We start from the raw sequence: 25,920 nt of genomic DNA, 5'->3' as shown, positions 1-25,920 counted from the left end.
CATGAACTGGCTGCACGACCATCCCGACGTTCGCACGATCCGCGTGGCGGCGGCCGATCTCAACGGGGTGGCGCGCGGCAAGCGCCTGCCGGCTCGTTTCGCCGATAAGGTCTTCACCGAAGGGACGCGCTTTCCCTATTCGGTGATGAACCTCGACATCTGGGGCGAGGATGTCGAAGACAGCCCGCTCGTCTTCGAATCCGGCGATGCCGACGGCCTTCTGATGCCGACCGAGCGGGGCTTCCTGCCGATGCCGTGGCTCTCGGCGCCGACGGCGCTGCTGCCGATCTGGATGTTCCACATGGACGGCACGCCCTATGCGGGCGATCCCCGGCAGGCGCTGGCCCGCGTCGTGGAACGCTACAAGGCTCTGGGGCTGACCCCCGTGGTCGCGACCGAGCTGGAATTCTTTCTGATCGACGATAGCGGCAAGACCCTGCGGGTGCCGCCCTCGCCGCGCTCGGGCAAACGCCGCACCGGCGGCGAGGTGCTATCGTTGCGCGCGCTCGACGCGTTCGACATTTTCTTCAGCCAGCTCTACGACGCCTGCGAGGCGATGGATATTCCCGCCGATACCGCGATCTCCGAAGCGGGTCCCGGCCAGTTCGAGATCAACCTTAGCCACCAACCCGACCCGCTTAAGGCCGCCGATGACAGCTGGCTGTTCAAGATGCTGGTGAAAGGGCTGGCACGCGCGCATGGTTTCGCCGCGTCCTTCATGGCGAAACCGTACGACGAATGGCCCGGCAACGGCATGCATATGCATTTCTCCGTGCTCGATGCCGAGGGCAGCAACATCTTCAACGACGGCACGCCGCAGGGCTCGGATCAGATGCGCCACGCGGTCGCCGGCTGTCTGGCTGCGATGTCGGGCTCGGCGCTGATCTTCGCGCCGCATGAGAACAGCTATGACCGCCTGGTGCCCGACGCCCATGCGCCAACTGGGATCGCCTGGGCCTACGAGAACCGCACCTCGGCGCTGCGTATCCCGGCCTCTGGCCCGCAGGCGCGCCGGATCGAGCATCGCGTGGCGGGCGGCGACGTGAACCCCTACCTGATGATCGCCGCTATCCTGGGCGCGGCGCTGATCGGGATCGAAGACAAGATAGAAGCGCCCGAGCCGATCAAGGGCAACGCCTATGCGCTCGACCTGCCGCAGATGCCCACCGACTGGGAAGAGGCGATCGACGCCTTCCAGAATTGCGAGATCATGCCGCGCATCTTCGACCGCGAACTGATCACCAATTTCGCCATGACCAAGCGGCAGGAGCTGCATTACATGGCGGAGCTCTCGGATCAGGAACAGACCGAGCTTTACCTGGATACTGTCTGAAGGGGGCGCTGCCCCCTCGGGCTTCGCCCTCTCCCCCGGGATATTTCTCCCAAGGGGAAGGGAGGGGCGGGGCGCAGTCAGAGGGGCCGCGCCTCTACCCGGATGAAGCTTTCGCCTCGGCCCGGGGATAGAGCCGCGCCATCGTCAGGCCGCGCGTGGCGTTGAGGATCATCAGCCCCGCCCAGAGCCCGTGATTGCCGAAAAGCGGGATCAGCACGAATAGCGCCGCCGTGTAGATCGCGACCGAGACGACCATCGCGTTGCGCATCTCGCGCGTCAGGGTCGCGCCGATGAAAATGCCGTCGAGCATCCAGGCCGGCCCGCCGATCAGCGGGGCGGCGGCGATCCAGATCAGGTAGTCGCGCGCCTCGATGCGGACATTCGGCGCGGTGGTCATCAGGTCGATGATCGCAGGGCCTGCGAGCAGGAAGACCGCGCCCAGCACGAGCGCGCCACCGATCCCCCATTGCGAGGACACGATGCTCGCCCGGCGCAGCCGTGCCGCGGAATGCGCGCCCACGGCCTGCCCCACGAGGCTCTCGGCGGAGAAGGCGAACCCGTCCAGCGCGAAGGCCGTGATCTGCAGGAATTGCAGCAGCACCTGATTGGCCGCGAGGGTCACATCGCCCTGTCCCGCGCCGAGGAACAGGAAGGAGGTGAAGCTCGCCTGCAGCAGGATCGAGCGGAGCATGATGTCGGTATTCACCCGCGCCATAGTCGCCAGTTTCACGCGGTCGAAGATCGCGCGCGCGCGCCACAGCCCTCCCGCAAAGGCAGCGCGACACAGCCAAAGCGCCAGCAGCACACCGCCGATTTCGGAGATGAGCGTGGCGCCGGCTACGCCTTGCACGCCCCAACTGAAGCCGAGAACGAACAGAAGATCCAGCCCGACGTTCAACGCGTTCATCGCCACCTGCAGCAAGAGGACCCCGCGCGTGCGCTCCAGCGCGATCAACCATCCGGTGAAAGCGTAGAGCGAGATCGTCAGCGGCGCGCCCCAGATGCGGATCTGCAGGTAGTCGCGGGCAAGCCCCTCGACCTCGTCGCTCGCTGGGGCAAGCTGAAAAGCGGCCCAGAACAGCGGAAGTTGCAGCACGATGAGGCTCAGCCCGGCGATCCCCGCAATGATCAGCGCGCGCATCAGCCCGGCGGACACCTCGCCGGTGTCGCCCGTCCCATGCGCCTGGCTCACCAGCCCGGTTGTGCCCATCCTGAGGAATCCGAAGATCCAGTAGAGCGAGGACAGGATCACCGCTCCGATCCCCACCGCCCCGATCGGCGCGGGCAGGCCGATCTGGCCGACGACGGCCGTGTCGACCGCGCCGAGGATAGGGATCGTAGCGTTCGAGAGGACGATGGGCAGCGCGATCTTCAGGACCCGCGCATGGGTAATCTCAGCCATTGGCGGAGGTATCGTCCCGCGCGGGCATCAGGAAGTGTCCGGTCGCCTGCGCGAAGATCCGGGTCCGGTTGTCCTGCCAGGCCTCGACATGGACGCTGGCGTAACGCCGCCCCGAGCGGTTGACCCGCGCCCGCGCATAGGCGTCGCGCGGCAGGCCGGAGCGCAGGTAATCCACCGTGAAGTCGATCGTCTTGGGCAGCCGCGGCAGGCTCTCGGGCGTCAGCGCGTCGAAATCGATCCGCCCCGCCTCGATATCGTCCCAGAGGTAGGACCAGCTGAGCTCGATGATCGCGGTGACCTCTAGAAAGGCCGCCGTCACCCCGCCATGGATCGCGGGCAGCATCGGGTTGCCGATCAGCTTGTCATCATAGGACAGAACACCGGTCAGCTCGTCGCCGCGCCGGTCGAAACCGATGCCGAGGAATTGCGCGTAAGGAATGCCCTCGACGAGCATCTTGAGCGCGCCGTCACGGCGCTGCTTGACCTGCTGGACGGGTTCGGGCTTGGGACGGCTCATGCCTGGCCCTCCGATTTGGGTTTGTCGGGCCGCGAGACGGTGAAGGCACCGGTGGCAGTCGCCACGGGGCGCTCCGCGTCCTCGTCATGGGTGGTCGCACGCACGAAGGCCACCGAGCGGGTGACGTGATAGCATTCGGCCCGCGCGGTGATCCGCTGGCCGGGCGTCGCGGGGCGCATGTAATCGATGCGCAGATCGAGCGTCGCGGTAGAGGCGCCCGCCTGCGGGTGGCTCATTACGGCGGCGCCCGCGCAGGTATCCATCAGCGCCGAGACCGCGCCGCCATGGATCACGCCGGTGCGCGGATCGCCCACGAAGCGCGTGTCATAGGGCATCGAGAGGGTCGCGCAGCCGGGGCGGATCTCGTCCATCTGCATGCCCAGCGCGCGGGAATGCGGGATCGCCTCGATGAACTGGCGCGCCTGTTCGAGTATCTTGTCGTTCTCGTCGCTCATGAAATCATCCCCGAATGTCTTGCGCGACTATCCCCGCTGGCCGACGGGGTTACAAGACCCGCGCCTCAGCCCTGCCCCTGCGACATCAGGAAATAGCGCGCGATCCCGTAGAGGTAGAAACCGGTGAACATGATGTTGAGATATTTCAGCTGGCGCTCTGTATGCAGCCAGGCGTGATAGGCCCAGATCAGGCAGAATGGCAGGCTGAGAAACAGGTTGAGCGGGTACCAGTTCTGCACGATAGCAATGGTGGAGGCGATGCCGAGGGCGAGCGCGACCCATTTCATCTCTTGCTGATAGGCAGCAAGGCCACCTTCGCGCAGACGCAATGCCGAACGCATTCCCGCTCCTTCTGGTCGTCTTCGATATCGGGGATCGCGACCCCTCGGGCCTGCGATACGCTTGATATGCCACATGAAAGTAGACGCGTCCAGACGGGCGAGGCTCAGCGGCGCGCTGCGAAGAAATCCTTCAGGAGCGCCTCGGCCTCCGCCGCCCCGATGCCGTCGTAGATTTCCGGCACGTGGTGGCTCTGCGGATGCGCGAAGATGCGCGGCCCCTGCGCGACGCCGCCCGATTTCGGATCGGCCGCGCCATAATAGAGCCGCGCGATCCGGGCCTGCGAGATCGCCGAGGCGCACATCGGACAGGGCTCGAGCGTGACATAGAGGTCGTAACCGGGCAGCCGCTCCGAGCCGATCTGCGCACAGGCGTCGCGCATCGCGAGAATCTCGGCATGGGCCGTCGGATCGCCGAGCTCGCGCGTGCGGTTGCCCGCAGACGCCACCACCCTACCGTCAGGGGAGACGACGACCGCGCCGACGGGCACTTCGCCGCGCTTGGCCGCCGCGCGCGCCTCTGCCAGCGCCTGTTGCATGAAAGACCGGAATTCCATGGCTCTTCATCGCCTGCAAACCCGCGCTTATCAAGACGCTTCCCACGCGCCTCGGAAAGGTGTAGATCGCGGTCTTTCGCGCCCGAGCGACTCGCGCGCCCCCTCCCCTAGAAGGAACCGGACATGACCGACACTCCCGAAAATTCCGCCCCGAAATCCGCCGATAAGTCCGGTGCGAAAGAACGCGTCGCCAAGGTGATCGCGCGCTCCGGCGTGGCCTCGCGCCGCGACGCCGAGAAGATGATCCTCGCCGGCAAGGTCGCGGTGAACGGCAAGCAGATCGACTCGCCCGCACTCGACGTGGCGGCCTCGGACAAGATCACCATCGACGGCAAGGCGATCGACGCACCGCAGGAGACGCGGCTGTGGCTCTATTACAAGCCGCTGGGTCTGGTCACGACCGAGAAGGACGAACAGGGCCGCCGTACGATTTTCGACGAAATGCCCGAAGGCATGCCGCGCGTGCTGAACGTGGGCCGTCTCGACCTCAACTCCGAAGGCCTGCTGCTCTTGACCAATGACGGCGGCCTCAAGCGCCGTCTGGAACTGCCCGAGACCGGCTGGCTGCGCAAATACCGCGTTCGCGTGAATGGCCGCCCGACCGAGCAGAGCTTCGAGCCGCTGCGCCAAGGCATCACCATCGACGGCGAAGAATTCCTGCCGATGGAGGTCTCGCTCGACCGTCAGCAGGGCGCGAATGCGTGGCTGACCGTGGGCATCCGTGAAGGCCGCAACCGCGAAATCCGTCGCGCCATGACCGAGATCGGCTTCCAGGTGAACCGCCTGATCCGGATCAGCTATGGTCCGTTCCGCCTGATGGACATGAAGGCAGGCGACGTCATGGAAGTGAAGCGCAAGATGCTGCGCGATCAGCTGGGCGGGTTGCTCGACGACAAGCCGGTGGGCGGCGAAACGAAGCCCGAGCGCAAGGAGCGTGGGGATCGCCCGGAGCGCGGCGAGCGCAAGGACCGGGGCGACAAGCCGCGCTTCAAGCGGGATCGCGATGACGGCGGCCGCGATGACAAGCCGCGCTTCCGCAAGGATCGTGACGAAGGCGGCCGTGAGGATCGTCCGCGCAAGCCGCGCACGGGCGGCTTCAAATCGCATCGTGACGAGGGCGACCGCGGAGATCGGGGCGAGCGCGGCGATCGTGGGCCGCGCTTCTCGAAGGATCGGGGCGACCGCCCGGATCGCGGGCCGCGTGGCGACAAGCCGCGCTTCAACCGGGACCGCGACGAGGGTAGCCGCGACGACAAACCGCGCTTCCGCAAGGACCGCGAAGAGGGTGGGCGCGAGGATCGCCCGTTCCGCGACGGGCCACGCAAGCCGCGGGCCGGTGGCTTCAAGTCGCATCGCGATGAAGGCGAGCGCGGCGATCGGGGTCCGCGTTTCTCGAAGGATCGTGGAGACCGTCCGGATCGTGGGCCGCGTGGCGACAAGCCCAGCTTCAACCGCGACCGCGATGACCGCTCCGGCGGGAAGTTCGGCGGCAAGCCCAGTGGGAAGTTCGGCGACAAGGCGCGCTTCAGCCGGGATCGCGACGAAGCGGGCCGAGACGACCGTGGCGGCAACAAGCCCCGCTCGGGCGGGTTCAAATCGCATGGTGGCAAACCGGGCGGGAAACCGCGTTCGGGCGGGTTCAAATCCCACGGCGACGCGCGCGGCGACCGGCCCGCACGTTCCGGCGGCTTCAAATCGCATGGAGGCAAGCCGGGCGGAAAACCCGGCGGCAAGCCCTTCGGCGGCAAGCCGCGCGGTGGCAACCGCGACTGACCGGCGAAAACACGCTTTGAGTGAGGGGAAAACCGCCGTGGTTTTCCCCTCACTTTTTTCCTCGGCGGGTTTACGCGAATTTCACACCGTCTCTCTGGCATAGACCCGCCAGCCTGCTTATAAAATATTATCAGGACGCCGGAATTCGCGTCCGATGGCAGGGGCTGGCGATGTCGCGCGAAGCGCAAAAGAGAATCGCTTTCTGGCTGATGATCGCGCTGACGCTGTCGGTCGCGTTCACCGGGAGCGTGTGATGGCTCAACGCTATGGCGGAAAATACTCGCCCCAAGGCCCGGCCAGCGGGCCCGACCTGCACGATCCCCGCAGCGTACCTCCCCATCGCCGTCCCGATGCTCGCCACCCCCAGGAAGGCCGTCCGTTCTGGATCGTGGCCGCCGCCCTGCCCTTTCTGCTGAGCGCTTTCGGCAGCGGGCCCCTCACCTTGGCCCGCGCGCTCGCGGCTTTCGCGCTGATCGCGGGCGCCGCCTGGACGATCCGCGAGGGGCTGCGGGCGGAATTCGCCTATGTCGCCCGCGCCTCGGCCAAGCGGCCCGCCTTTCCTCGGAAGATTCTGGGCTCGGTCGCCTATGGGCTGGGCCTCGCCATCGGCGCACAAGCGCCCGGCCTCGGTGTGATCGGAGCCGCCGGGATCGGCGCGATCGGCACCGTTGTCTCGCTCGTGACCTTCGGTCTCGATCCGCTGAAGGACAAGGGGATGGACGGCGTCGACGAATTTCAGCAAGAGCGCGTCGCCCGCGTGGTCAAGGAGGGCGAGGCCTATCTGGAAGAGATGCGCAAGGCGATCACCCCCTCGGGCGAGCGTGTCCTGATCGGCCGGGTCGAGCAATTCGCCACCACTGCCCGCGATCTGTTCCGCGCGGTCGAGGAAGACCCCGGCGATCTGGCGCAGGCGCGGCGCTACATGACGGTCTATCTGCAGGGCGCGCGCGACGCGACGATCAAGTTCGCCGACCTGTGGCGCAACACCCGCGATCAGACCGCACGCGACGATTACGCGGCGCTGCTGGATGATCTGGAGGCGAATTTCACCGCGCGCACCAGGAAGATGCTGGAAGACGGCCGCGAAGGGCTGGAAATCGAGATCGACGTTCTGCGCGACCGGCTGGCGCGCGAAGGGGTCGTGCCGACGACCCGAAAGACATGACGAGGCGTGACGTGACACGTGACCCCGGGACCTGTCCCGACAGGCGCAAGGAGGCCCTGAGATGACCGAGACGACCCGCCAGAAGGCGACCGAGCTGATGACCGAAGTGGAAGGTGTCAGCGGCTCCCTGCTGCCCGAGCCGGGCCCGGCAGAGGCGGTGACCCCGCTCGATCAGGCTCCGCCGGAAACCGCCGAGGAAATCCGCAAGCGGATGGCCGAGCTGGACATGAGCGACACGAATTCGATCGTTCGCTTCGGTTCGCGCGCGCAGACCGATCTGCAATCGATCAGCCAGGAAATGCTCTCGGGCGTCAAGAACAAGGATGTCGGCCCCGCCGGGGACAGCCTGCGCCAGATCGTCACCACGATCCGCGGCTTCTCGGTGTCGGAACTCGATGTACGCCGCAAGCGCAGCTGGTGGGAGAAACTGCTGGGCCGCGCCGCTCCGTTTGGCAATTTCGTCGCCCGCTTCGAGGAGGTGCAGGGCCAGATCGACCGCGTCACCGACGAGTTGCTGAGCCACGAGCATAACCTGCTCAAGGACATCAAATCGCTCGATATGCTCTACGACAAGACGCTGCATTTCTACGACGAGCTCGCCCTCTACATTGCAGCGGGCGTCGAAAAGCTGGCCCAGCTCGACACGCAGGAAATCCCTGCAAAAGAAACAGAGATGGAAGCCGCTTCCGAAGATCAGAAAGTACTCAAGGCACAGGAACTCCGCGATCTGCGCGCCGCGCGCGACGATCTGGAACGCCGGGTGCATGATCTGAAACTGACGCGTCAGGTGACGATGCAGTCGCTGCCTTCGATCCGGCTGGTCCAGGAAAACGACAAGAGCCTTGTGACCAAGATCAACTCGACGCTGGTGAACACGGTGCCTCTCTGGGAGACTCAGCTGGCGCAGGCGGTCACGATCCAGCGCTCGCGCGAGGCGGCAGGCGCCGTGCGCGAAGCGAATGACCTCACCAACGACCTGCTGACCGCCAACGCCAAGAACCTGCGCGAAGCCAATGCCGAGATCCGCACCGAAATGGAACGCGGGGTTTTCGACATCGAGGCGGTGAAAGCGGCCAATGCCGATCTGGTCGCCACGATCGAAGACAGCCTGCGCATCGCCGACGAAGGCAAGCGCAAGCGGGCCGATGCCGAGAAGGAACTGATCGAGATGGAAGACAAGCTGCGCAACACCCTGTCGGCGGCGAAATCCTCTGCACAGGCCGGCGGAGCTGCGGGATGATGCGGATGCGTGCGGCCTTCCCGGTTCTTGCAGGGCTGGCGGCGCTGGCCCTTTCGGCCTGCACGCCGGGCTTGGGCGGCTCGCCGCTCGCACCGGACAAGACCGCGCGCCCGCCCAGCGCGCCAGCCGATCTCGACCGCTCCAAGGTCACGGAGCAGAGCGCGCTGTCGCGAGAGATGTCTGCCTATTTCGCCAAGACCGCCGCCGAGATGGAAAGCCGCGGCCAGCTGCGCACCGATGTCGCGCCGCGCGATGCACCGTTCAACCAGCGCCAACTGGTGCAGAACTTTATCCATATCGCGCTCTACGACGAATACGCGGCGCAGGGCGGCGGGTTCGTCGCCCGCCAGACCCCCTCTCGGCTGCGGCGCTGGGAGAAACCGGTGCGGATGGACGTCGATTTCGGCGCCTCGATTCCCAAGGCCGACCGCGCCTCGGATGTCGCCGAAGTGCGCGCCTATGCGGGCAAGCTCGCGAGCGCCTCGCGCCATCCGGTCAGCGTTGTAAAGCATGGCGGCAATTTCCACGTGCTGTTCCTCAACGAAGACGAGCGTCGCGCAATCGGCCCGCGCCTGCGACAACTCGTGCCGGGGATCGATGAAAGCTCCGTCGAGGCGATCACGAACCTGCCGCTGTCCACCTACTGTGTCGTCTTCGCCTTCTCGCAGGGCGACAGCCCGATCTATACCGACGCGGTCGCGGTGATCCGCGGCGAACACCCGCCGGAACTGCGCACCAGCTGTATCCACGAGGAGCTGGCTCAGGGGCTCGGCCTCGCGAATGACTATCCGCGCGCGCGTCCCTCGATCTTCAACGATGACGAGGAATTCTCGCTGCTGACCAAGCATGACGAGCTGCTGCTGCAGATGCTTTACGACCCGCGCCTGAAGCCCGGCATGACCGAACGCGAGGCCCGCCCGATCGTCACCACCATCGCCGCCGAATTGCTGGGCGGCGCAAGCTGAGAACCAAGAAGGAACCGCATCCATGGGCATTCTCGATTTCCTCTCGGGCGAATTCATCGACGTCATCGGCTGGACCGACGACACCCGCGACACGATGGTCTGGCGGTTCGAACGTGAGGGCCATGCGATCAAATACGGCGCCAAGCTGACCGTCCGCGAAGGTCAGGCCGCCGTCTTCGTCCATGAGGGGCAGCTGGCCGATATCTTCGGTCCGGGCCTCTACATGCTGGAGACGAACAACCTGCCGATTCTGACGACGCTTCAACATTGGGATCACGGGTTCAAATCGCCCTTCCAGTCCGAAATCTATTTCGTCAACACAACGCGGTTCAATGACCTCAAATGGGGCACGAAGAACCCGGTCATGGCGCGCGATCCCGAATTCGGCCCGGTGCGCATCCGCGCCTTCGGCACCTATTCGATGCGCGTCACCGATCCGGGCAAGTTCCTGACCGAGATCGTCGGCACCGATGGCGAGTTCACCTCGGACGAGATCAGCTACCAGCTGCGCAACGTGATCGTGCAGGAGTTTTCGCGCGCCATCGCCAGCTCGGGCATCCCGGTCCTCGACATGGCGGCGAACACCGCGGACATGGGTAAGGTGATCACCAAGGCGATCGCACCCACCATTGCGAATTACGGGCTGGAGCTGCCGGAATTCTACATCGAGAACGTCTCGCTTCCCGAAGCGGTGGAGGCGGTTCTCGACAAGCGCACCTCGATGGGCATCGTGGGCGATCTGAACCGCTACATGCAATATAATGCCGCGGAGGCCATGGGGCAGCCGGGCTCGGGCGCCTCCGCCGGGATGGGCGCGGCGATGGGGGCCGGAATGGGCGCGGGCATGGGCATGGCGATGGGTCAGCAGATGGGGCCGTGGGGGCAGATGGGCCAACAACCCGCCGCCGCCGCACCGCCGCCCCCTCCCCCGCCGCCGGTCGAGAAGGTCTGGCATCTCGCGGTCAACGGCCAGACGCAGGGGCCCTTCGGGCGCGGCCATCTGGGACGCATGGTCTCGGAAGGCTCGCTCACCCGTGACAGTCTCGTCTGGACGCCGGGTCAGAACGGCTGGATGCGCGCCGAGGACGTGACCGAACTGGCGCAGCTCTTCACCATCGCACCGCCGCCGCCCCCGCCTGCTGCGAGCTGATCCGATGCTGGGTTTCCCAAAAGTGGGGCGGAGCGCAGCTGCCGCCCCTGCCGACCCACGCGGCGAGAGCCACTATCACTGCGAAAGCTGCGGCGCCGATCTGCGGTTTGCGCCGGGCCAGACGCGGCTCGTCTGCGATCACTGCGGCCATGTGCAGGACATTCCCTCCGCCACCGGGCGCGGTGAGGCCCGTTTGCGCGAATTGCCGCTCGACGATGCGCTGACCCGCGAATTGCCCGCGCAGGAGATGGAGGAGCACCGCACCGTCTCCTGCCCCAATTGCGGCGCCTCGATCGAGCTGCAGAATGGCGAGCACGCGACCGAATGCCCGTTCTGCGCGACGCCGGTGGTGGTCGATACCGGCACGACGCGGCTGATCAAGCCGCAAGGCGTGCTCCCCTTCCAACTGACCGAGGAACAGGCGCGCGCGGCGCTCTCGAAATGGCTCGGCTCGCTGTGGTTCGCGCCCAACGGGCTGTCGCAATATGCCCGCAAAGGCCGGCGCATGACCGGCATCTACGCGCCCTTCTGGACCTTCGATGCCGCCACCCGCACGCGCTATTCCGGGCAGCGCGGCGATGCTTACTACGTCACGCGCACGGTGCAGACCGACAAGGGCCCCCGCACCGAGCAGGTCCGCCGCATCCGCTGGACCCCGGTCTCGGGTCAGGTCGCGCGCGATTTCGACGATGTGGTGATCTACGCCGCGCGCTCGCTGTCGCCCGAGTACGTGCAGGCGCTGCGCCCTTGGGATTTGACGGCACTCGAACCCTACCGGCGCGATTACCTAGCGGGCTTCACCGCCGAGGGCTACACCGTGCAACTGCAAGAGGGCCATCATGCCGCGCAGGCAGAGATGATCCGCGTCATCCAGACCGACATCCGTCGCGATATCGGCGGCGACGAGCAGCGGATCGGCGCGATGGACCCGCAGTTCTCGGCCGAAACCTTCAAGCATATCCTGCTACCGATCTGGACCGCCGCGTACAAGTTCCGCGGCCGCTCCTACCGCTTCGTCGTCAACGCCCAGACGGGCCGCGTGCGCGGGGATCGCCCGTGGTCGGCCTGGAAGATCGCACTGGCGGTGATTGCTGCACTAATCGTGGCGGGCGTGTTCTTCTACCTGAAGGGCCGCTGAGAGATCAGCCTTTTGCCGAGTCTTCCATCCCGAAGGCGACGCCCTGCGGCGCGAGCCATTCGGCGAAGCGCGCAATCTTCTCGTCAATCGAGCAGGTATTGGTGTGCCGCGCCATTTCGATGTCATAGGCGGCGCGAAGATCCATCTGGCGTTCGGGGCTCAGCTCTTTCCAGCGCGTCATGTCGTCTCCTTGCAAAGCCGAAGTGGGTTCCCGATATATCTTTCAACCCAATGTAACGGAGGGGTGACATGACCCAATCCTCTCAAAGCTATCGTGTGACCTGCCTCGATTGCGGACAGGCCAACCGCGTTCCCGCCGAGAAGCTGGGCGCGAACCCGAAATGCGGCACCTGCGGCGGATGGCTCGTTTCGCACAAGGTGACGGAAGTAGATTTCAAGACGCTCGCCAAGGCCGAGAAGGACGACTTGCCGCTGTTGGTCGATTTCTGGGCGCCGTGGTGCGGCCCGTGCAAGGCGATGGCGCCGCAGTTCAACATGGCCGCAGAGAAGCTGACACCGCATGTGCGGCTCGCGAAGATCAACACACAGGTGAACCCTACCGCGACTCAACGCTACCGGATTCAGGGCATTCCCGCCTTCATCCTGTTCCAGAAAGGGCGCGAGGTCGCCCGTGCCGCAGGGGCGCGCCCGGCAGGCGATCTGGTCAATTTCGTGAAGTCGAAAATCTCGGTGCCCGCATAAAGCGGATCGGCAGAAATTTTAGCGTGCGGCGCGGGCGGGCCGCTTGACAACGCCCGCGCCTTGCGCGAAATACCACGCCACGGTACGGGGCCTTAGCTCAGCTGGGAGAGCGCGTCGTTCGCAATGACGAGGTCAGGGGTTCGATCCCCCTAGGCTCCACCAAACCGCCTCAAAAAGCGCCCGACCTTCGGGCGCTTTTTGCGTTTCAAAGCGATCTCAAATACTTAGCGGAAGAGAGCCAGACAATGGCCCCGCTTTGTGGATGAACTATCCCCAGATTTCGTGGCACCCGCCCGGCTTATCCACCACAAATTGCTTTACAGAACGCAAACCTGCCTACACGATATGTTGTAGGGAAAGGCGGCTGCTACCGCCGTTCCTTGTAAAGCCGACAAGCCCTAGGGGAGCTGCACTCCGGGCATCTAAAAAGGCAGGGGGATACGAGCATGGCACTGAGCGAAGACTATCTGTACGCCGAGGAACTCCACCCGATCGACATCGTCGAGACGCTGGCCGAAGCCCATGAATGGGAATTCGACCGGGTTACCGATGACCAGATCGCAATGGCGGTCGAGGGTCAGTGGCGGACTTACTCGATCACCCTCGCCTGGTCGCCGATGGATGAAACCCTGCGGCTGATCTCCACTTTCGAGATGGACCCGCCCGCGACCCGTGAGGGCGCGCTCTACGAGCTTCTCAACCGCATCAACGACCGGGTCTGGACCGGCGCCTTCACCTTCTGGCCCGATCAGCGGCTGATGGTCTGGCGGCACGGGCTGGTGCTATCGGGCGGGCAGATGCCCGGGCCGGAGCAGATCGACCGGCTGATCGGCGCGGCTGTCGTGTCCTCCGAGCGGTTCTACCCGGCTTTCCAGCTGGCGACCTGGGGCGAACGCACTCCCGAAGACGCGATGCAGGTGGCCATTGCGGAGGCCTACGGGCGCGCCTAATCTCCCCCCGAACCAAAGGGGGAAGCATGAGCTTTGATAACATTTCCGACCGCGGCCTCGTCATTCTGGGCTGCGGACGCATGGGCGGCGCGATCCTTCAGGGGCTGTTGAAGGGCGGTCTGCCCGCAGCTTCGGTCTGGGTGGTCGATCCGAATCCATCCGACTGGCTGAAAGAGTCCGGCGTGAATCTCAACGCCGAACTGCCCGACCACCCGGCTGTCGTCCTCGTCGCGGTGAAGCCGCAGATGATGGCCGACGCGCTGCCGCAGCTGTCGGCCATGGCCGAAGGCGATACTCTGTTCGTCACCGTCGCCGCGGGGATCACCATCGAGGGCTACGAGAAGATGCTGGGCAAGCAGGCGCGTCTGGTGCGCGCCATGCCCAACACGCCCGCCGCGATCGGCCGTGGCGTGACCGCGATCGTCGGCAATCCGAACGCGACGAGTGACGATCTCGACACGGCAGATGCGCTGATGACCGGCGTGGGTCAGGTCGTGCGGCTCGACAACGAGGGCCAGATGGATGCGGTAATCGGCGTCTCCGGCTCGGGCCCGGCCTATGTCTTCCACCTGATCGAGGTGATGGCGGCAGCGGGCGAGGCCGAGGGGCTCGATCCCGACCTGGCGCTGCGGCTCGCCAAGGCGACCGTCGGCGGCGCGGGGCAATTGGCCGAGGATAGCGACGAGAGCCCGTCGAAGCTGCGCGAGAACGTCACCTCGCCCGGCGGCACCACGGCAGCGGCGCTCGAGGTTCTGATGGACCCCGAGACCGGCATGCCGCCCCTGATGCGCAAAGCGGTCGCCGCGAATATCGCGCGCAACCGGGAGCTGGGGAAATGACCATCTCCTTCGACGACTTCATGAAGGTCGACATCCGGTGCGGCCGGATCACGCAGGCCGAGCCCTTCCCCGAGGCGCGCAAGCCCGCGATCAAGCTCTGGGTCGATTACGGCCCGGAGATCGGCGTGAAGAAAAGCTCCGCCCAGATCACGGTGCATTACGCGCCCGAGGAGCTGGTCGGCAAGCTGGTCTTCGGCGTGGTCAACTTTCCGCCGCGCCAGATCGGACCGTTCATGTCCGAGGCGCTGGTGCTCGGCGTGCCGGACGAGGCAGGCGAGGTCGTGCTGCTGACGCCCGACAAGGACGTCCCGATCGGCGGGAGGATGTATTGATGAAGCTCCTCGTGACCCGCAAGCTGACCGACGAAGTCGAGGCCCGCGTGGCGCGCGAATTCGACGTGACCTTCCGCAACGGGGCCGCGCCGATGACCGAGGAGGAAACCCGCGCGGCTCTGGCCGAGTATGACGCGCTTCTCGTCACGCTTGGCGACAAGGTGACGGCGGCGGCCTTCGAGGGCAGCCCGCGCGCGAAGATCGTGGCCAACTTCGGGGTCGGCTATAACCATATCGACGTGGCCGCCGCCGAGGCGAAGGGCATCACGGTGACCAACACGCCGGGCGCGGTGACGGACGCCACCGCCGATATCGCGATGATGCTGATCCTGATGAGCGCACGGCGCGCCTCGGCGGGCGAGCGGTTCGTGCGGCGCGGCGAGTGGACCGGCTGGACGCCGACGCAATTCCTAGGCCAGCACGTCTCGGGCAAGAAAGTCGGGATCATCGGTCTGGGCCGCATCGGCACGGCAATTGCGAAGCGCTGCCATTTCGGCTTCGGCATGGAGGTGGCTTACACCAAGCGCACCCCCGTCAACCCGGGCTTCCCCGCGACGCACTTGAGCCAGGACGAGTTGCTCACCAGTTCCGATTTCGTGGTAATCGCGGTGCCGGCGAGCCCCGCCACGCATCACCTGATCGGCGCCGCCGAGATCGCGAAGATGCAGCCGCATGCGCATCTCATCAATATCGCACGCGGCGATATCGTCGACGAGGCGGCACTGGTGGCGGCGATGCAGGGCAATGTGATCGCGGGCGCGGGCCTTGACGTCTATGAGCGCGAGCCCGACGTCCCCGAGGCCCTGCGCGAGATGGATAACGTCACGTTGCTTCCGCATCTGGGCACCGCCGCTCTTGAGGTGCGCGACGACATGGGCCACATGGCGGTCGACAACCTCATCGCCTTTCGTGACGGCAACACGCCGCCCAATCGCGTGTCGTCTTGACCTTTCACCTCCTTGGCGGGAGGCTCTGCCAAGGAGGATCCGATGCATCAAGCCGTCATTACCGGGACCGGGGTCTATACGCCGGAACACGTCATCACGAATGCCGAACTGGTTGAAGCATTCAACGCCTATGCCGATCTGTTCAACGCCGAGAACGCAGAGGCCATCGCCGCAGGCGAGATCGAGGCCAAGCCGCATAGCTCGGTCGAGTTCATCCTGAAAGCCTCCGGTATCGAGCAGCGCTACGTGATGGACAAGGAAGGCGTGCTGGACCCCACGCGCATGTATCCGCGCCTGCGCCAGCGCTCGGATGACGAACCCGGCATCATGGCCGAGATCGCGCTCGATGCCTGCCACAAGGCGCTGAAGATGGCGGGCCGCACGGGCGGGGACGTCGATCTGGTGATCTGCGCGGCCTCGAACATGGAACGCGCCTACCCCGCCATCGCGATCGAGGTTCAGAAGCTTCTCGGCGCGGGCGGTTTCGCCTTCGATATGAACGTCGCTTGTTCCTCGGCCACTTTCGGCATTCAGGCCGCCGCCGACATGATCCGCACCGGCTCCGTGCGGCGCGCGCTGGTCGTGAACCCCGAAATCACCTCGGGCCATCTCGAATGGCGCGACCGGGATTGCCATTTCATCTTCGGCGATGTGGCGACCGCGACGCTAATCGAACGGCGCGAGGATGCGCCACATGGCTTCCTGATCCGTTCCACCCGTTGCGCGACGGAGTTCTCGAACAACATCCGCAACAATAACGGCTTCCTGCGCCGCACCCGGCCCGATGGCGTGGCCGACCGCCGCGACATGCAGTTCATGCAGGAGGGCCGTAAGGTCTTCAAGGAAGTGCTGCCAATGGTGGCGGGCCATATCCACGACCACCTCACTGAGACTGGCGTGGCGACCGAGGACCTGCACCGCCTCTGGCTCCATCAGGCGAACAAATCAATGAACGACTTCATCGGCAAGAAAGTTCTGGGCCGCGATCCCGAGCCGGGCGAGCAGCCCAATATCCTGCAGGATTACGCCAACACGTCGTCTGCCGGGTCGATCATCGCGTTTTCGAAATATTCCGACGATTTCAAACCGGGCGAGATCGGGCTGATCTGTTCTTTCGGGGCGGGCTATTCGGTGGGCTCGGTCGTGGTCGAGAAGATCTGAGGCTTAGGCCTCTCCCATCGCCTCGCGCCAATGACGGCGGCAGAGGCTGACATAGGTCTCGTTGCCACCGATCTGCACCTGATCGCCATCGCGCAGCGCCTGTCCGTCCGGGCCCATCCGCACCACCATCGTGGCCTTCTTGCCGCAATGGCAGATCGTGCGGACTTCGCGCATCTCGTCGGCGAGCGCCAGCAGCGCCGCCGAGCCGGGGAACAGCTTGCCCTGAAAATCCACGCGCAACCCGTAGCACATCACCGGCACGCGCAGGTCATCGACCGCGCGAGCGATCTGCCAGACCTGCGTCTCGGTCAGGAACTGCGCCTCGTCCACGAAGATGCAGGCGCAGGGGCCGTCCGCCAAGCGCTTCTCGATCAGCGCGAACATATCGGTCTCTTCGGTGAAACAGGCCGCCTCCGCACCGATGCCGATCCGGCTCGCGATGCGCCCGTCGCCCGCGCGATTGTCGAGCCGCGCGGTCACGAGGAACGTCTCCATCCCGCGTTCGATATAGTTGTGGGAGGCTTGCAAGAGGATCGTGCTCTTGCCCGCGTTCATCGTGGAATAATGGAAGTAGAGCTTGGCCATGGCCTGCAATAGCCCGCGATTTTCAGGGGAGCAAGACTGCCCCAGCGACGTTCACGGACGGTCGGCGCTGTCCATCCAGATCGTGACCGGCCCGTCGTTCAGAAGCGCCACTTTCATATCCGCGCCGAACGCCCCGGTCTGGACCGGCAGGCCCAGAGATTCGAGGTGCCGGGCGAAATGCCGATACAGCCGATCGCCCTCTTCGGGCGGTGCGGCGGCAGAGAAACCGGGGCGGTTGCCGCGCGAGGTGTCAGCGGCCAGCGTGAACTGGCTGACCACCAGACAGGCGCCGCCAATATCACCCACCGCGCGGTTCATCTTGCCCGCCTCGTCCTTGAAGATGCGCAGTTTCGAGACCCGCTCTGCCAGTTTCTCGGCCACTTTCTCGTCATCACCCTGCATCGCACAGCACAGGATCAGAAGGCCGGGCCCGATTTCGGAGATGCGATTGCCGTCGACGGTGACCGAGGCTTCGGAGACCCGCTGGACCAGCGCCCTCATGCCAGTTCGTCCGACCAGGGCGGGTTGGCCCCTGCCCGGCTGACGACGACCGCAGCGGCGGCCACGCCCAGCTTGAGGCAGTCGGAGATCAATTCTTCCTCGTCTCCTGCAAGCTTGCGCTTGTCGAGAGCATCGGCGCGATCCAGCGCCGCCAGAACGCCAGCGTTGAACGTGTCGCCTGCACCGACCGTATCGATTACCTCGACCTTGCGCGCGGGCACGAACACCTCGCAGTGCTTCGAGAAGCCATGCGCGCCGGTCGCGCCTTCGGTGACGAAGACCAGCTTCGGCCCCTTGGCGAGCAGCCCGCGCGCGAGATCGGCGATGGTGCCCGGCCCTTCGATCCAGCGCAGATCCTCGTCCGAGACCTTCACGATATCGGCCACGGCGAACATCCGTTCAAGCCGCGCGCGATAGGCCGTCTCGTCGCGGATGAAACCAGGACGGATATTCGGGTCGATCATCGTCACGCGGCTCTCCGCCTCGCGCAGCATCAGCGCCTCATAGGCCGCGCCGCAGGGCTCGACCGGCAGGGAGATGCCACCGAAGAACATCGCCTTCACCTCTGCCGGGATCGCAGGCATATCCTCGATCTTCAGCATGCGACCCGCGGTATTCTCGTCGTAGAAGGCGTAGCTCGCATGGCCGTCGGTGAGCGTCACAAAGGCCAGCGTCGTGGGCCGGTCCGAGCGGACCGAGAGCCCCGCATCGACGCCGCTATCAGAGAGTGAGTGGACCAGCATCTGCCCGAACAGATCCTCCGACAGCCCCGACAGGAAACCCGAGCGCGCCCCCAACCGCCCCAGCGCGATCGCGGTATTGAACACCGCTCCTCCGGGATAGGGCGCAAAGGCCGGCTCGCCTTGCGCGCTCTCGCGCGGGAGCATGTCGATCAGTGCCTCACCACAGCTCAGGATCATCGGGGCCTCTCCTCCGTCTTCGCGTTCCGATACCGCTAACACCTGCTACACGCGAAGCGGTCTCCGGGCAATCCCCGCTTGGGTCACGCTGCGCTCGGCCCGCCGCCACCGCCGCGCCGATTCCACCCTTCGATCAGCCATGCCCCCACGGTCAGCAGCGCTGCGAGGAGCAGCCAGACCCAGGCGGGCATCAGCGGCTGCACGCGGATATCGGTGGTGGCCGTTGCGCCGCGCGGCGTGATGCCGATCCAGCCGCGCCCTGCCGAGGGTCGCCCCGCACGCACCTCGCGGATATCGGGCACCCCGTCTTCGAGCCGCGTCACGCCGCCATTCGACGCCTCGACCACGGCAGCGAGGGGATCCCCGCTGGCAATCGTCTGTTCGAACTCGCGCGGGCTGGCGGGGCCCATCGCCACGACCCGCTCCAGATCGCCGTCCTTGAGCCGGTAGAGCCCTGCCTCGGGCGCGGTCCAGCGCGCGGTGAAGCGACCCGGCGCGGTCTCGGTCAGCGGCACTTCCTGCGTCGAGCCATCGGGCAGCGTCACGGTCACCGGCGGCGCGGTATCTTCCATCGTGCGACGGATGATCCGCATCGAAAGCGCGCCGGGATCGATCTCGGCATAGAGTGCCTCCTCTTCCAGTTCAGGCTCTTTCATCTCCCAATGCGCGATACGGCGCAGCAATTCGAGCTGTGGCCCACCGCCGTCATAGCCGCGATCCCAGAGCCATGCCTGATCGGACGCCAAAAGCGCCACCCGCCCCTCGCCTTCGCGCGATAGCACCAGCAGCGGCTTGCCCTCGGCCCCGGACATGACGACCTCGCCGGTGGGGCTCGTCAGTTCGATCTGGCGCAGCCAGTGCCCCCAATGCGGGCCGTCTTTCTCGGCGGCCGTATCCTCGCCCTCGGGCGCAGGTGCCCCTTCCAGCCCGGCGGTCACCGGGTGGCGCAGGCCCAGATCGGTCGGGCGCGGCAGAAAGCTTTCCGACATGACGCGGCCGGTGGGGCGCGCGGGCATGATGTCGCCAAGGCTCGTCTGATAGAGGCTCTCGACGGTTGCGAATTCCGGACCGGCGGCCACGAGGATCGCGCCGCCGCGCTCGACGTAATCCTTGATGTTGTCGAAATAGGCCGACGGCAGGATACCCCGTGCGCCGTAGCGGTCGAAGATGATCAGATCGAACTGGTCGATCTTGTCGACGAACAGCTCCTGCGTCGGGAAGGCGATCAGTGACAGCTCCGTCACCGGCACGCCGTCCTGTTTCTCCGGCGGACGCAGGATGGTGAAATGCACGAGATCGACGCCCGCATCCGACTTAAGAAGGTTGCGCCACGTCCGCTCGCCCGCATGGGGCTGACCCGAGACCAGAAGCACCCGCAGCCGGTCGCGCACGCCGTTGATCTGCACGGTCGCGACATTGTTGCGGTCGGTCAGCTCTCCATCCAGCGGCGTCAGGGTGAACTGCACCACGTTCTGCCCGCCATGGGTCAGCGTCAGCGGCAGCTCCAGATCGCGATCGGTGCGCACCTTGTAGCTTTTCGGATCCTTGCCATCGATCGAGATCGTCAGATCGGCCACGCCGCCCGCGCTTTCGGGAACGGCGCCCATATCCTCGACCTTGAGACGGATATCGGTTTCCTCACCGATAATGCCAAAGGAAGGCGCGGTCTCGATCAGGATACGACGATCCCAGTCGCTGCGCTTGCCGGTCAGCAGTACCTGCAGCGGCGCGGGCAGATCGGGGGCAAGCTGCGCGTCATGGGCCTGCCCGTCGGTGACCATCAGCGCCCCCGCGACCCGGGCGCGCGGCTCGGCGGCCAGCGCCTCGGCGAGGCTCGCGCCCAGCTCAGTGCCGGCATTGTCGGCCCCGTCCGGAACGGTGATCCGGCGCGTCTCCACATTAGGCATCGCATCGAGCTGCGCTTGCAGACGTGCCACGGCGCGGTCGGTCTGTTGCCCGCGATCCGAGAGCTTCTGCGAGGAGGACCGGTCGTCGACCAGCAAAACGATATTCGACAGTGGCGTGGTCTGTTCGCGCTGCAAGGAGGGCTGCGCGATCGCGGCCAGCAGCACCAGCGCGGCCAAGGCCCGCAGCGCCCAGCCCTTGAGCCCGCGCCAGAGCGCCAGCGCCAGCAGAACGGCCGCCACAGCGCCCGCGCCCGCGATCACAGGCCATGGCAGAAGCGGCGCGAAGATGACCGACAGCCCGTTCATTGCCCCAGCCTTTCGAGAAGCGCAGGCACATGGACCTGATCGGATTTATAGTTGCCGGTCAGCACATGCATGATCAGGTTCACCCCGAAGCGATCCGCGATTTCGCGCTGACGCTCGCCGGTGCGGCCGCGCCCCACCGGGAACATCGGCATCCCGCGATCGTCGACGGCCCAGGCCGAGGCCCAGTCGTTGCCGCCGATCACCACCGGCGTCACCCCGTCATTGAGGTTGCGAAACGGCATCCCCTCGGCGCGTTCGGCATCGGCTGGCGGAGCCTCCACCCAGATCGTGCCATCATAGCGACCGGGGAAATCCTGCAGAAGGTAGAAGGTGCGGGTCAGTACGTGATCATCCGGTATCGGCGCGAGCGGCGGAATGTCCAAGGGCGCGGCCAGCGCCTGCAAACGCTTGCCTGCGGGCGTCGCCTCGCCGAAGCCCGCGATATCGGCGTCGCGCGTGTCGAACAGGATCATCCCGCCGCCGCGCAGGTAGCGGTTCAGCTTGGCATATTCCATCGGGCTCGGTGCAGGCTGATCTGCCGTGATCGGCCAGTAGATGAAGGTAAAGACGGCCAGATCGTCGTTCTTCAGATCGACCATCATCGGCGCGGAAGGCTCGACCGTGGTACGCCGGTTGAGAACCTGCGACAGGCCCTTCAGCCCCGCCATCGAAACCCGGTCAACTTCGGCATCGCCGGTGGGCATCGCGGCCAGAACCACGTTGGACGCAGCCTCGATCGCGCGCGCCGGATCCATATCCTCGGCATGGGCTTGCGGCGGCGCGAAGCTTGCGAGGATCACGGCGGCCCCGAAAGCGGCGGCCTTCATCGCACGCGGCCCCCAGAGCTTGCCCGAGAGCGCCAGCGTCGCGAGGATGTCCAGCAGAAGCGCCGCAAGCGCAGCCCCCAGAAGCCAGCCTTTCAAGGGCATTTCGCGTTGTTCGAAAGCCCCTTCGACGGGGACATTCGCAGGCCAGCTCGCGGGCGAAAGCGTCGCGCCGCGCGGCAGGGCGTTCAGCGCGACCGAGCGGTCCTCGGCGGTGTAGATGCCGGGGCGCAGCTTCGGCCCCGGCTCGGCCTTGGCCAGCTCCTCGCCCGGCACACCTGCGGCAGCGCCTGCATCCTGCAGCCGCCCGAACCCGTCGAGCAGCTTCTGCGGCACCCAGGTCTGGCCTGCGAGATCAGCCTCTTCCGGCGCGGCGGGCCGGGCAGAGACCGCGAGCCGTTCCAGCATCTGCGGGAACAGCAGCGACAGCGGCAGGGTCGACCATTCGGCATTGGCGGTGACGTGAAACAGCACGACCGCCCCCTGCCCCATCTTGGCGCGGGTGACGAGCGGCGTGCCGTCGGTCAGCGCGGCGATCGTGTGTTCGCTCAGGTCCGGCGCGGGCTCCGCCATGACCTGTGCCTTCACCGTCACGTCGTCGGGCACCGTCAGCCCCGTGAAGGGCGAGTTTTCCGGGAAGGGCGCCAGCGCGCGCGGATCGCCCCAGCTCATCGTGCCGCCCAGCGAGCGGCCTCCGGCACGCAGCTGCACCGGCAGCAACGTGTCGGCGTCGAGATTGGCATTGGCCATGCGCGGCCCTGCGAAGCGGATCAGCAGCCCGCCCTTCTCGACCCATTCCTGCAGTTTAGCCTGTTCGGGCAGATCGGCCATATCGGCGAGGATGATCACGTCCGGATCGGCGGTCAGCACGTCGGCAAGGGTGCCCTCGATCAGGTCCGCCGTCGGGGCGAGCGCCTGATGCAGGTAATGCGTGGGCGAGAGCAGCTCCAGCCCCTCGCGGTCGCGCGCACCCGACAGGATCGCGACCTTGCGGCGTTTGACCGCGTCATCGGTCAGGCTCACCGCACCGGCCGAGCGCATGCCCGTGACCTCGATCCGGGTAATACGGTTGCGTAGCTCGGGCGGCAGATCGAAACGCAGCTCTGTTTCGCGGCTGTCGGTGAACTGAAGCGGCTGGCTCGCCAGCTCGCGCTCGACACCCGCCGGATCGCGCCCTACAGCGGCGACATCGCGCGGGCTGGGCGGAATAGTGGAGGCAAGCGCGGGCACGACGAGCGCGCCATCCTCGATCCGGGCCGCGCCCAGCGCCAGAACCGGCAGTTGCGGCTGCCAGACCTTGACCGGACCGCGCGCCTCCAGCGCGCTCAGAACACCGGCCCGGCCGTCGCGGGCCAACCCGTCAGACAGCCAGAGCGTCTCGAAATTCCCGTCCGGCAGGTTTGCGGCGTCGAAGTTCTGCGGCGCCCAAGGCTGCGGCTGGATGCCGGGGAGCGACTGGATCAGCGCGCCCGCATCCGTGAAACTCACCTGTGCGGGCGGCGGATCGGCCAGCGAAATTACAGCTGCCGGACGGCCCGCCTGCTGCGCATCCTTCAGCGCCGCCGTCATCCGCTCTACCCGGCGCGACCAATCGCGGGCAGAGGCCCAGCTACCGTCGACCACGATCAGGAGCGGCCCGGTTCCGGGCACGACCCGCTGTGGGTTCAGGACCGGCCCGGCAAAACCGATGATCGCGGCGGCCAGCGCCAGAAGACGGAGCGCCAGCAGCCACCACGGCGTGCGCGCGGCCTGCACTTCCTCGTCCTTGAGGCCCAAAAGCAGCGCGACGCCCGGGAAGCGCCTGCGGATCGGTGCGGGCGGTACCGCGCGCAGGATCAGCCAGATGATCGGCAACGCAGCCAGCCCCAGCAGAAGCCAGGGCGCGGTGAAGCCGATAGGGCCGAGCATCCACATCAGCGCCCCCTTTCGAGCGCGGAATAGAGCCAGAGCAGCGCCACCTGCGCCGGATCGCCCGTGTGATGGGTCGAGAACTGCCAGCCCGCGCTGCGCGCAAGCGTGGCGAGCTGATCGCGCCGTGCGGCCAGCCGGTCGAGATAACGCGCACGCAAATCGCCAGCCTTGCGCGTCTCATGGACCAGAGCGCCGGTCATCGACTGGAAGATCGTGCGCCCGTCATAGGGGAAGGCTTCCTCGTCGGGGTCGAGCACCTGCATCATCACGCCCGACACGCCACGATCCGCCAGACGCCCCAGCGCCGCTTCGATCGGGCCGAGATCACCGAAGAAATCCGACAGCAGCACCACGCGCGATTGCGGCGTGACGCCCGCGATTTCGGGCGCGCCGTAATCCTGCACGCCCGCCTCGCGCGACAGAAGGCCCGCAAGCTCCATCAGCTGCGCGCGTCCGGGCCGTGGTGGTGCGAGAGGGCCGGTCAGCCCCACGCGCTCACCGCCGCGCACCATCAGCACCGCGAGCGCGAGGCCCAACACCCGCGCGCGCTCGGATTTGGTGACGCGGGCGTTGCGACCGCTCTCGGCCCCGGTGAAGCGCATCGAGGCCGCATCATCGACCCACAGATGCACCGATTGCGCCAGTTGCCATTCGCGCTGGCGCACATATTGGCTATCCGAGCGCGCCGAGCGCCGCCAATCGACGAAGCGCAGCTCGTCGCCCGCATGGGCGGGGCGGTATTGCCAGAATTCCTCGCCCGATCCCGCGCGCCTGCGCCCATGCGACCCCATCTGAACGGTCGCCGCCAACTGCTCCGCCGCGACCAGCAGCGGAGGCAGCGCAGAGGCTGCCCCTTCCGCCTCGCGGCGCAGGCTCAGCGCGGGGGCGGGCCCCGACGCTGTGGTATCGGAGGTCACGCTCAAGCGGCGGCCCCGGCGGCGCGCGGCCCGGTGACCTCTGCCACGGCGCGGTCGATCAGGTCGCCCAACGTCTCGCCCCGGGCGCGGGCCGCGAAGCTCAGCGCCATGCGGTGGATCAGCACCGGGCGGGCCATTGCCTGCACGTCGTCCAGCGTCGGCGCCAGTCGGCCATTGATCAGCGCACGCGCCCGAACGGTCAGCATCAGCGCCTGCGCGGCCCGCGGCCCCGGTCCCCAGGCCAGCGCATCGCGGATGAAGTCAGGAGCCTCAGCCTCGCGCGGACGGCAGCGCCGCACCAGATCGAGGATCGCATCGACAACCTTCTCGCCCACGGGCATCTGCCGCACGATCCCCTGCGCCTCGATTAGTTCGGCCGGGGTGAAGACGGTATGCGCGCCCTCCGCCGCGACACCGGTGGTCGCCAGCAGGATCGAGCGCTCTGTCTCGCGATCCGGGTAATCGACGTCGATCTGAACGAGGAAACGGTCGAGCTGGGCCTCGGGCAGTGGATAGGTGCCCTCCTGCTCGATCGGGTTCTGCGTGGCGAGAACGTGGAAGGGCGGGCCAAGCGGGCGATGCTCGCCGGCGATGGTGACCTCGCGTTCCTGCATCGCCTGAAGAAGCGCAGACTGGGTCCGGGGCGAGGCGCGGTTGATCTCGTCCGCCATCAGCAGCTGGCAGAAGACCGGGCCTTCGAGGAAGCGGAACGCGCGGCTGCCGTCGGGCGCCGTTTCCAAAACTTCGGAGCCCAGAATATCGGCGGGCATCAGGTCCGGCGTGAACTGGATGCGGTTCGATCCCAGCCCCATCACGGTCGACAGCGTCTCGACCAGAAGCGTCTTGCCCAAGCCCGGCAAGCCGACCAGAAGCGCGTGCCCCCCGGACAGCATCGCCGCCAGAACCAGCTCCACCACCTGATCCTGCCCGATGAATCGCCGGTCGATCGAGGCGCGCGCCTGTGCGAGCTTGCCGCCAAGTCGTTCGATATCTTCCATCAGCTTTTCGGGCTCGGCCATGACATTCTCCCCGTTGATGCCTATCTTGCCAGCAAAGCAGATATCCACGCTCCGACCAACGGCCAA

General features: G+C 66.4%; 26 protein-coding genes and 1 tRNA gene. 14 read left to right on the top strand and 13 right to left on the bottom strand.

The window, feature by feature from the left end; all coding sequences use genetic code 11:
- Position 1: 1 nt before the first annotated feature.
- Positions 2 to 1,333, top strand: a complete 1,332-nt coding sequence (locus tag BMG03_RS06850; RefSeq protein ID WP_075776150.1) for a glutamine synthetase family protein — start codon at positions 2 to 4, stop codon at positions 1,331 to 1,333.
- Between the two features lie 94 nt (positions 1,334 to 1,427).
- Here the strand turns inward: BMG03_RS06850 and BMG03_RS06845 are convergent, their stop codons facing one another.
- The 5 genes from BMG03_RS06845 to BMG03_RS06825 all read right to left on the bottom strand — a co-directional run bounded on the left by BMG03_RS06845 (position 1,428) and on the right by BMG03_RS06825 (position 4,602).
- A complete protein-coding gene (locus BMG03_RS06845) occupies positions 1,428 to 2,735 on the bottom strand; it encodes an MATE family efflux transporter (RefSeq protein WP_075776151.1) in 1,308 nt (435 codons plus the stop codon).
- A complete protein-coding gene (locus tag BMG03_RS06840; RefSeq protein ID WP_075776152.1) occupies positions 2,728 to 3,252 on the bottom strand; it encodes a PaaI family thioesterase in 525 nt (174 codons plus the stop codon). Before BMG03_RS06840 ends, BMG03_RS06845 begins: the two co-directional genes overlap by 8 nt.
- Complete coding sequence (locus tag BMG03_RS06835; protein WP_075776153.1) at positions 3,249 to 3,707, bottom strand: PaaI family thioesterase; 459 nt, start codon at positions 3,705 to 3,707, stop codon at positions 3,249 to 3,251. The genes BMG03_RS06840 and BMG03_RS06835 overlap by 4 nt, the downstream gene beginning before the upstream one ends.
- Before the next feature lie 65 nt (positions 3,708 to 3,772).
- A complete protein-coding gene (locus BMG03_RS06830; RefSeq protein WP_075776154.1) occupies positions 3,773 to 4,048 on the bottom strand; it encodes a peptidase in 276 nt (91 codons plus the stop codon).
- Between the two features lie 104 nt (positions 4,049 to 4,152).
- A complete protein-coding gene (locus BMG03_RS06825; RefSeq protein ID WP_075776155.1) occupies positions 4,153 to 4,602 on the bottom strand; it encodes a nucleoside deaminase in 450 nt (149 codons plus the stop codon).
- Between the two features lie 123 nt (positions 4,603 to 4,725).
- On the opposite strand from BMG03_RS06825, the gene BMG03_RS06820 reads away from it, so the two are divergent.
- From BMG03_RS06820 to BMG03_RS06795, 6 genes are all read left to right on the top strand, one after another.
- The gene (locus BMG03_RS06820; RefSeq protein ID WP_075776156.1) at positions 4,726 to 6,375 is read left to right on the top strand and encodes a pseudouridine synthase; all 1,650 of its coding nucleotides are present in this window, start codon (positions 4,726 to 4,728) and stop codon (positions 6,373 to 6,375) included.
- Between the two features lie 253 nt (positions 6,376 to 6,628).
- The gene (locus BMG03_RS06815) at positions 6,629 to 7,540 is read left to right on the top strand and encodes a 5-bromo-4-chloroindolyl phosphate hydrolysis family protein (protein WP_075776157.1); all 912 of its coding nucleotides are present in this window, start codon (positions 6,629 to 6,631) and stop codon (positions 7,538 to 7,540) included.
- A 61-nt stretch (positions 7,541 to 7,601) separates the two neighbouring features.
- On the top strand, positions 7,602 to 8,780 hold the full coding sequence (locus tag BMG03_RS06810; RefSeq protein WP_075776158.1) for a toxic anion resistance protein: 1,179 nt from the start codon (positions 7,602 to 7,604) through the stop codon (positions 8,778 to 8,780).
- Positions 8,780 to 9,745 (top strand): DUF2927 domain-containing protein, encoded by a 966-nt coding sequence (locus BMG03_RS06805; protein ID WP_088722178.1) that lies wholly within the window; start codon positions 8,780 to 8,782, stop codon positions 9,743 to 9,745. Before BMG03_RS06810 ends, BMG03_RS06805 begins: the two co-directional genes overlap by 1 nt.
- 22 nt (positions 9,746 to 9,767) lie before the next feature.
- Positions 9,768 to 10,895 carry an SPFH domain-containing protein gene (locus BMG03_RS06800; protein ID WP_075776160.1) on the top strand — a complete coding sequence of 376 codons (1,128 nt, stop codon included), beginning with the start codon at positions 9,768 to 9,770 and terminating at the stop codon, positions 10,893 to 10,895.
- 4 nt (positions 10,896 to 10,899) lie between these two features.
- Positions 10,900 to 12,033: a TFIIB-type zinc ribbon-containing protein gene (locus BMG03_RS06795; protein ID WP_244271009.1), complete on the top strand. Its 1,134-nt coding sequence runs from the start codon at positions 10,900 to 10,902 to the stop codon at positions 12,031 to 12,033.
- A 4-nt stretch (positions 12,034 to 12,037) separates the two neighbouring features.
- On the opposite strand, the gene BMG03_RS20695 is transcribed toward BMG03_RS06795, so the two are convergent.
- The gene (locus BMG03_RS20695; protein WP_157771565.1) at positions 12,038 to 12,214 is read right to left on the bottom strand and encodes a hypothetical protein; all 177 of its coding nucleotides are present in this window, start codon (positions 12,212 to 12,214) and stop codon (positions 12,038 to 12,040) included.
- Positions 12,215 to 12,282: 68 nt separating this feature from the next.
- On the opposite strand from BMG03_RS20695, the gene BMG03_RS06790 reads away from it, so the two are divergent.
- The 7 genes from BMG03_RS06790 to BMG03_RS06760 all read left to right on the top strand — a co-directional run bounded on the left by BMG03_RS06790 (position 12,283) and on the right by BMG03_RS06760 (position 16,964).
- Complete coding sequence (locus BMG03_RS06790) at positions 12,283 to 12,735, top strand: thioredoxin domain-containing protein (RefSeq protein WP_075776161.1); 453 nt, start codon at positions 12,283 to 12,285, stop codon at positions 12,733 to 12,735.
- Positions 12,736 to 12,821: 86 nt separating this feature from the next.
- Positions 12,822 to 12,897 (top strand) — tRNA-Ala (locus BMG03_RS06785).
- Positions 12,898 to 13,181: 284 nt separating this feature from the next.
- Positions 13,182 to 13,685 (top strand): type III secretion system chaperone family protein, encoded by a 504-nt coding sequence (locus tag BMG03_RS06780; RefSeq protein WP_075776162.1) that lies wholly within the window; start codon positions 13,182 to 13,184, stop codon positions 13,683 to 13,685.
- A 26-nt stretch (positions 13,686 to 13,711) separates the two neighbouring features.
- Positions 13,712 to 14,524 carry a pyrroline-5-carboxylate reductase gene (proC, locus tag BMG03_RS06775; RefSeq protein WP_075776163.1) on the top strand — a complete coding sequence of 271 codons (813 nt, stop codon included), beginning with the start codon at positions 13,712 to 13,714 and terminating at the stop codon, positions 14,522 to 14,524.
- Positions 14,521 to 14,856 (top strand): tRNA-binding protein, encoded by a 336-nt coding sequence (locus BMG03_RS06770; RefSeq protein WP_075776164.1) that lies wholly within the window; start codon positions 14,521 to 14,523, stop codon positions 14,854 to 14,856. The genes proC and BMG03_RS06770 overlap by 4 nt, the downstream gene beginning before the upstream one ends.
- Positions 14,856 to 15,803 (top strand): 2-hydroxyacid dehydrogenase, encoded by a 948-nt coding sequence (locus tag BMG03_RS06765; RefSeq protein ID WP_075776165.1) that lies wholly within the window; start codon positions 14,856 to 14,858, stop codon positions 15,801 to 15,803. The genes BMG03_RS06770 and BMG03_RS06765 overlap by 1 nt, the downstream gene beginning before the upstream one ends.
- A 42-nt stretch (positions 15,804 to 15,845) precedes the next feature.
- On the top strand, positions 15,846 to 16,964 hold the full coding sequence (locus BMG03_RS06760) for a beta-ketoacyl-ACP synthase III (RefSeq protein ID WP_075776166.1): 1,119 nt from the start codon (positions 15,846 to 15,848) through the stop codon (positions 16,962 to 16,964).
- Positions 16,965 to 16,967: 3 nt separating this feature from the next.
- Here the strand turns inward: BMG03_RS06760 and BMG03_RS06755 are convergent, their stop codons facing one another.
- The 7 genes from BMG03_RS06755 to BMG03_RS06725 all read right to left on the bottom strand — a co-directional run bounded on the left by BMG03_RS06755 (position 16,968) and on the right by BMG03_RS06725 (position 25,854).
- Positions 16,968 to 17,549, bottom strand: coding sequence for a thymidine kinase (locus tag BMG03_RS06755; RefSeq protein ID WP_075776167.1), 582 nt, complete (start codon positions 17,547 to 17,549; stop codon positions 16,968 to 16,970).
- A 51-nt stretch (positions 17,550 to 17,600) separates the two neighbouring features.
- Positions 17,601 to 18,050 carry a D-aminoacyl-tRNA deacylase gene (gene dtd, locus BMG03_RS06750; RefSeq protein ID WP_075776168.1) on the bottom strand — a complete coding sequence of 150 codons (450 nt, stop codon included), beginning with the start codon at positions 18,048 to 18,050 and terminating at the stop codon, positions 17,601 to 17,603.
- Entirely contained in the window at positions 18,047 to 18,970 is a 924-nt protein-coding gene (locus tag BMG03_RS06745; protein WP_075776169.1) for a carbohydrate kinase family protein, read from the bottom strand. Before BMG03_RS06745 ends, dtd begins: the two co-directional genes overlap by 4 nt.
- Before the next feature lie 83 nt (positions 18,971 to 19,053).
- Positions 19,054 to 21,183: a hypothetical protein gene (locus tag BMG03_RS06740; protein WP_075776170.1), complete on the bottom strand. Its 2,130-nt coding sequence runs from the start codon at positions 21,181 to 21,183 to the stop codon at positions 19,054 to 19,056.
- Positions 21,180 to 23,921, bottom strand: coding sequence for a DUF4159 domain-containing protein (locus tag BMG03_RS06735; RefSeq protein WP_075776171.1), 2,742 nt, complete (start codon positions 23,919 to 23,921; stop codon positions 21,180 to 21,182). Before BMG03_RS06735 ends, BMG03_RS06740 begins: the two co-directional genes overlap by 4 nt.
- On the bottom strand, positions 23,921 to 24,841 hold the full coding sequence (locus BMG03_RS06730) for a DUF58 domain-containing protein (RefSeq protein WP_244271008.1): 921 nt from the start codon (positions 24,839 to 24,841) through the stop codon (positions 23,921 to 23,923). Before BMG03_RS06730 ends, BMG03_RS06735 begins: the two co-directional genes overlap by 1 nt.
- A complete protein-coding gene (locus BMG03_RS06725; RefSeq protein ID WP_075776172.1) occupies positions 24,838 to 25,854 on the bottom strand; it encodes an AAA family ATPase in 1,017 nt (338 codons plus the stop codon). Before BMG03_RS06725 ends, BMG03_RS06730 begins: the two co-directional genes overlap by 4 nt.
- Between the last annotated feature and the right edge of the window lie 66 nt (positions 25,855 to 25,920).

The sequence above is a fragment of the Thioclava nitratireducens genome (assembly GCF_001940525.2).
GTDB lineage: Bacteria > Pseudomonadota > Alphaproteobacteria > Rhodobacterales > Rhodobacteraceae > Thioclava > Thioclava nitratireducens.
This window is presented reverse-complemented; position numbering and strand designations above follow the sequence as displayed.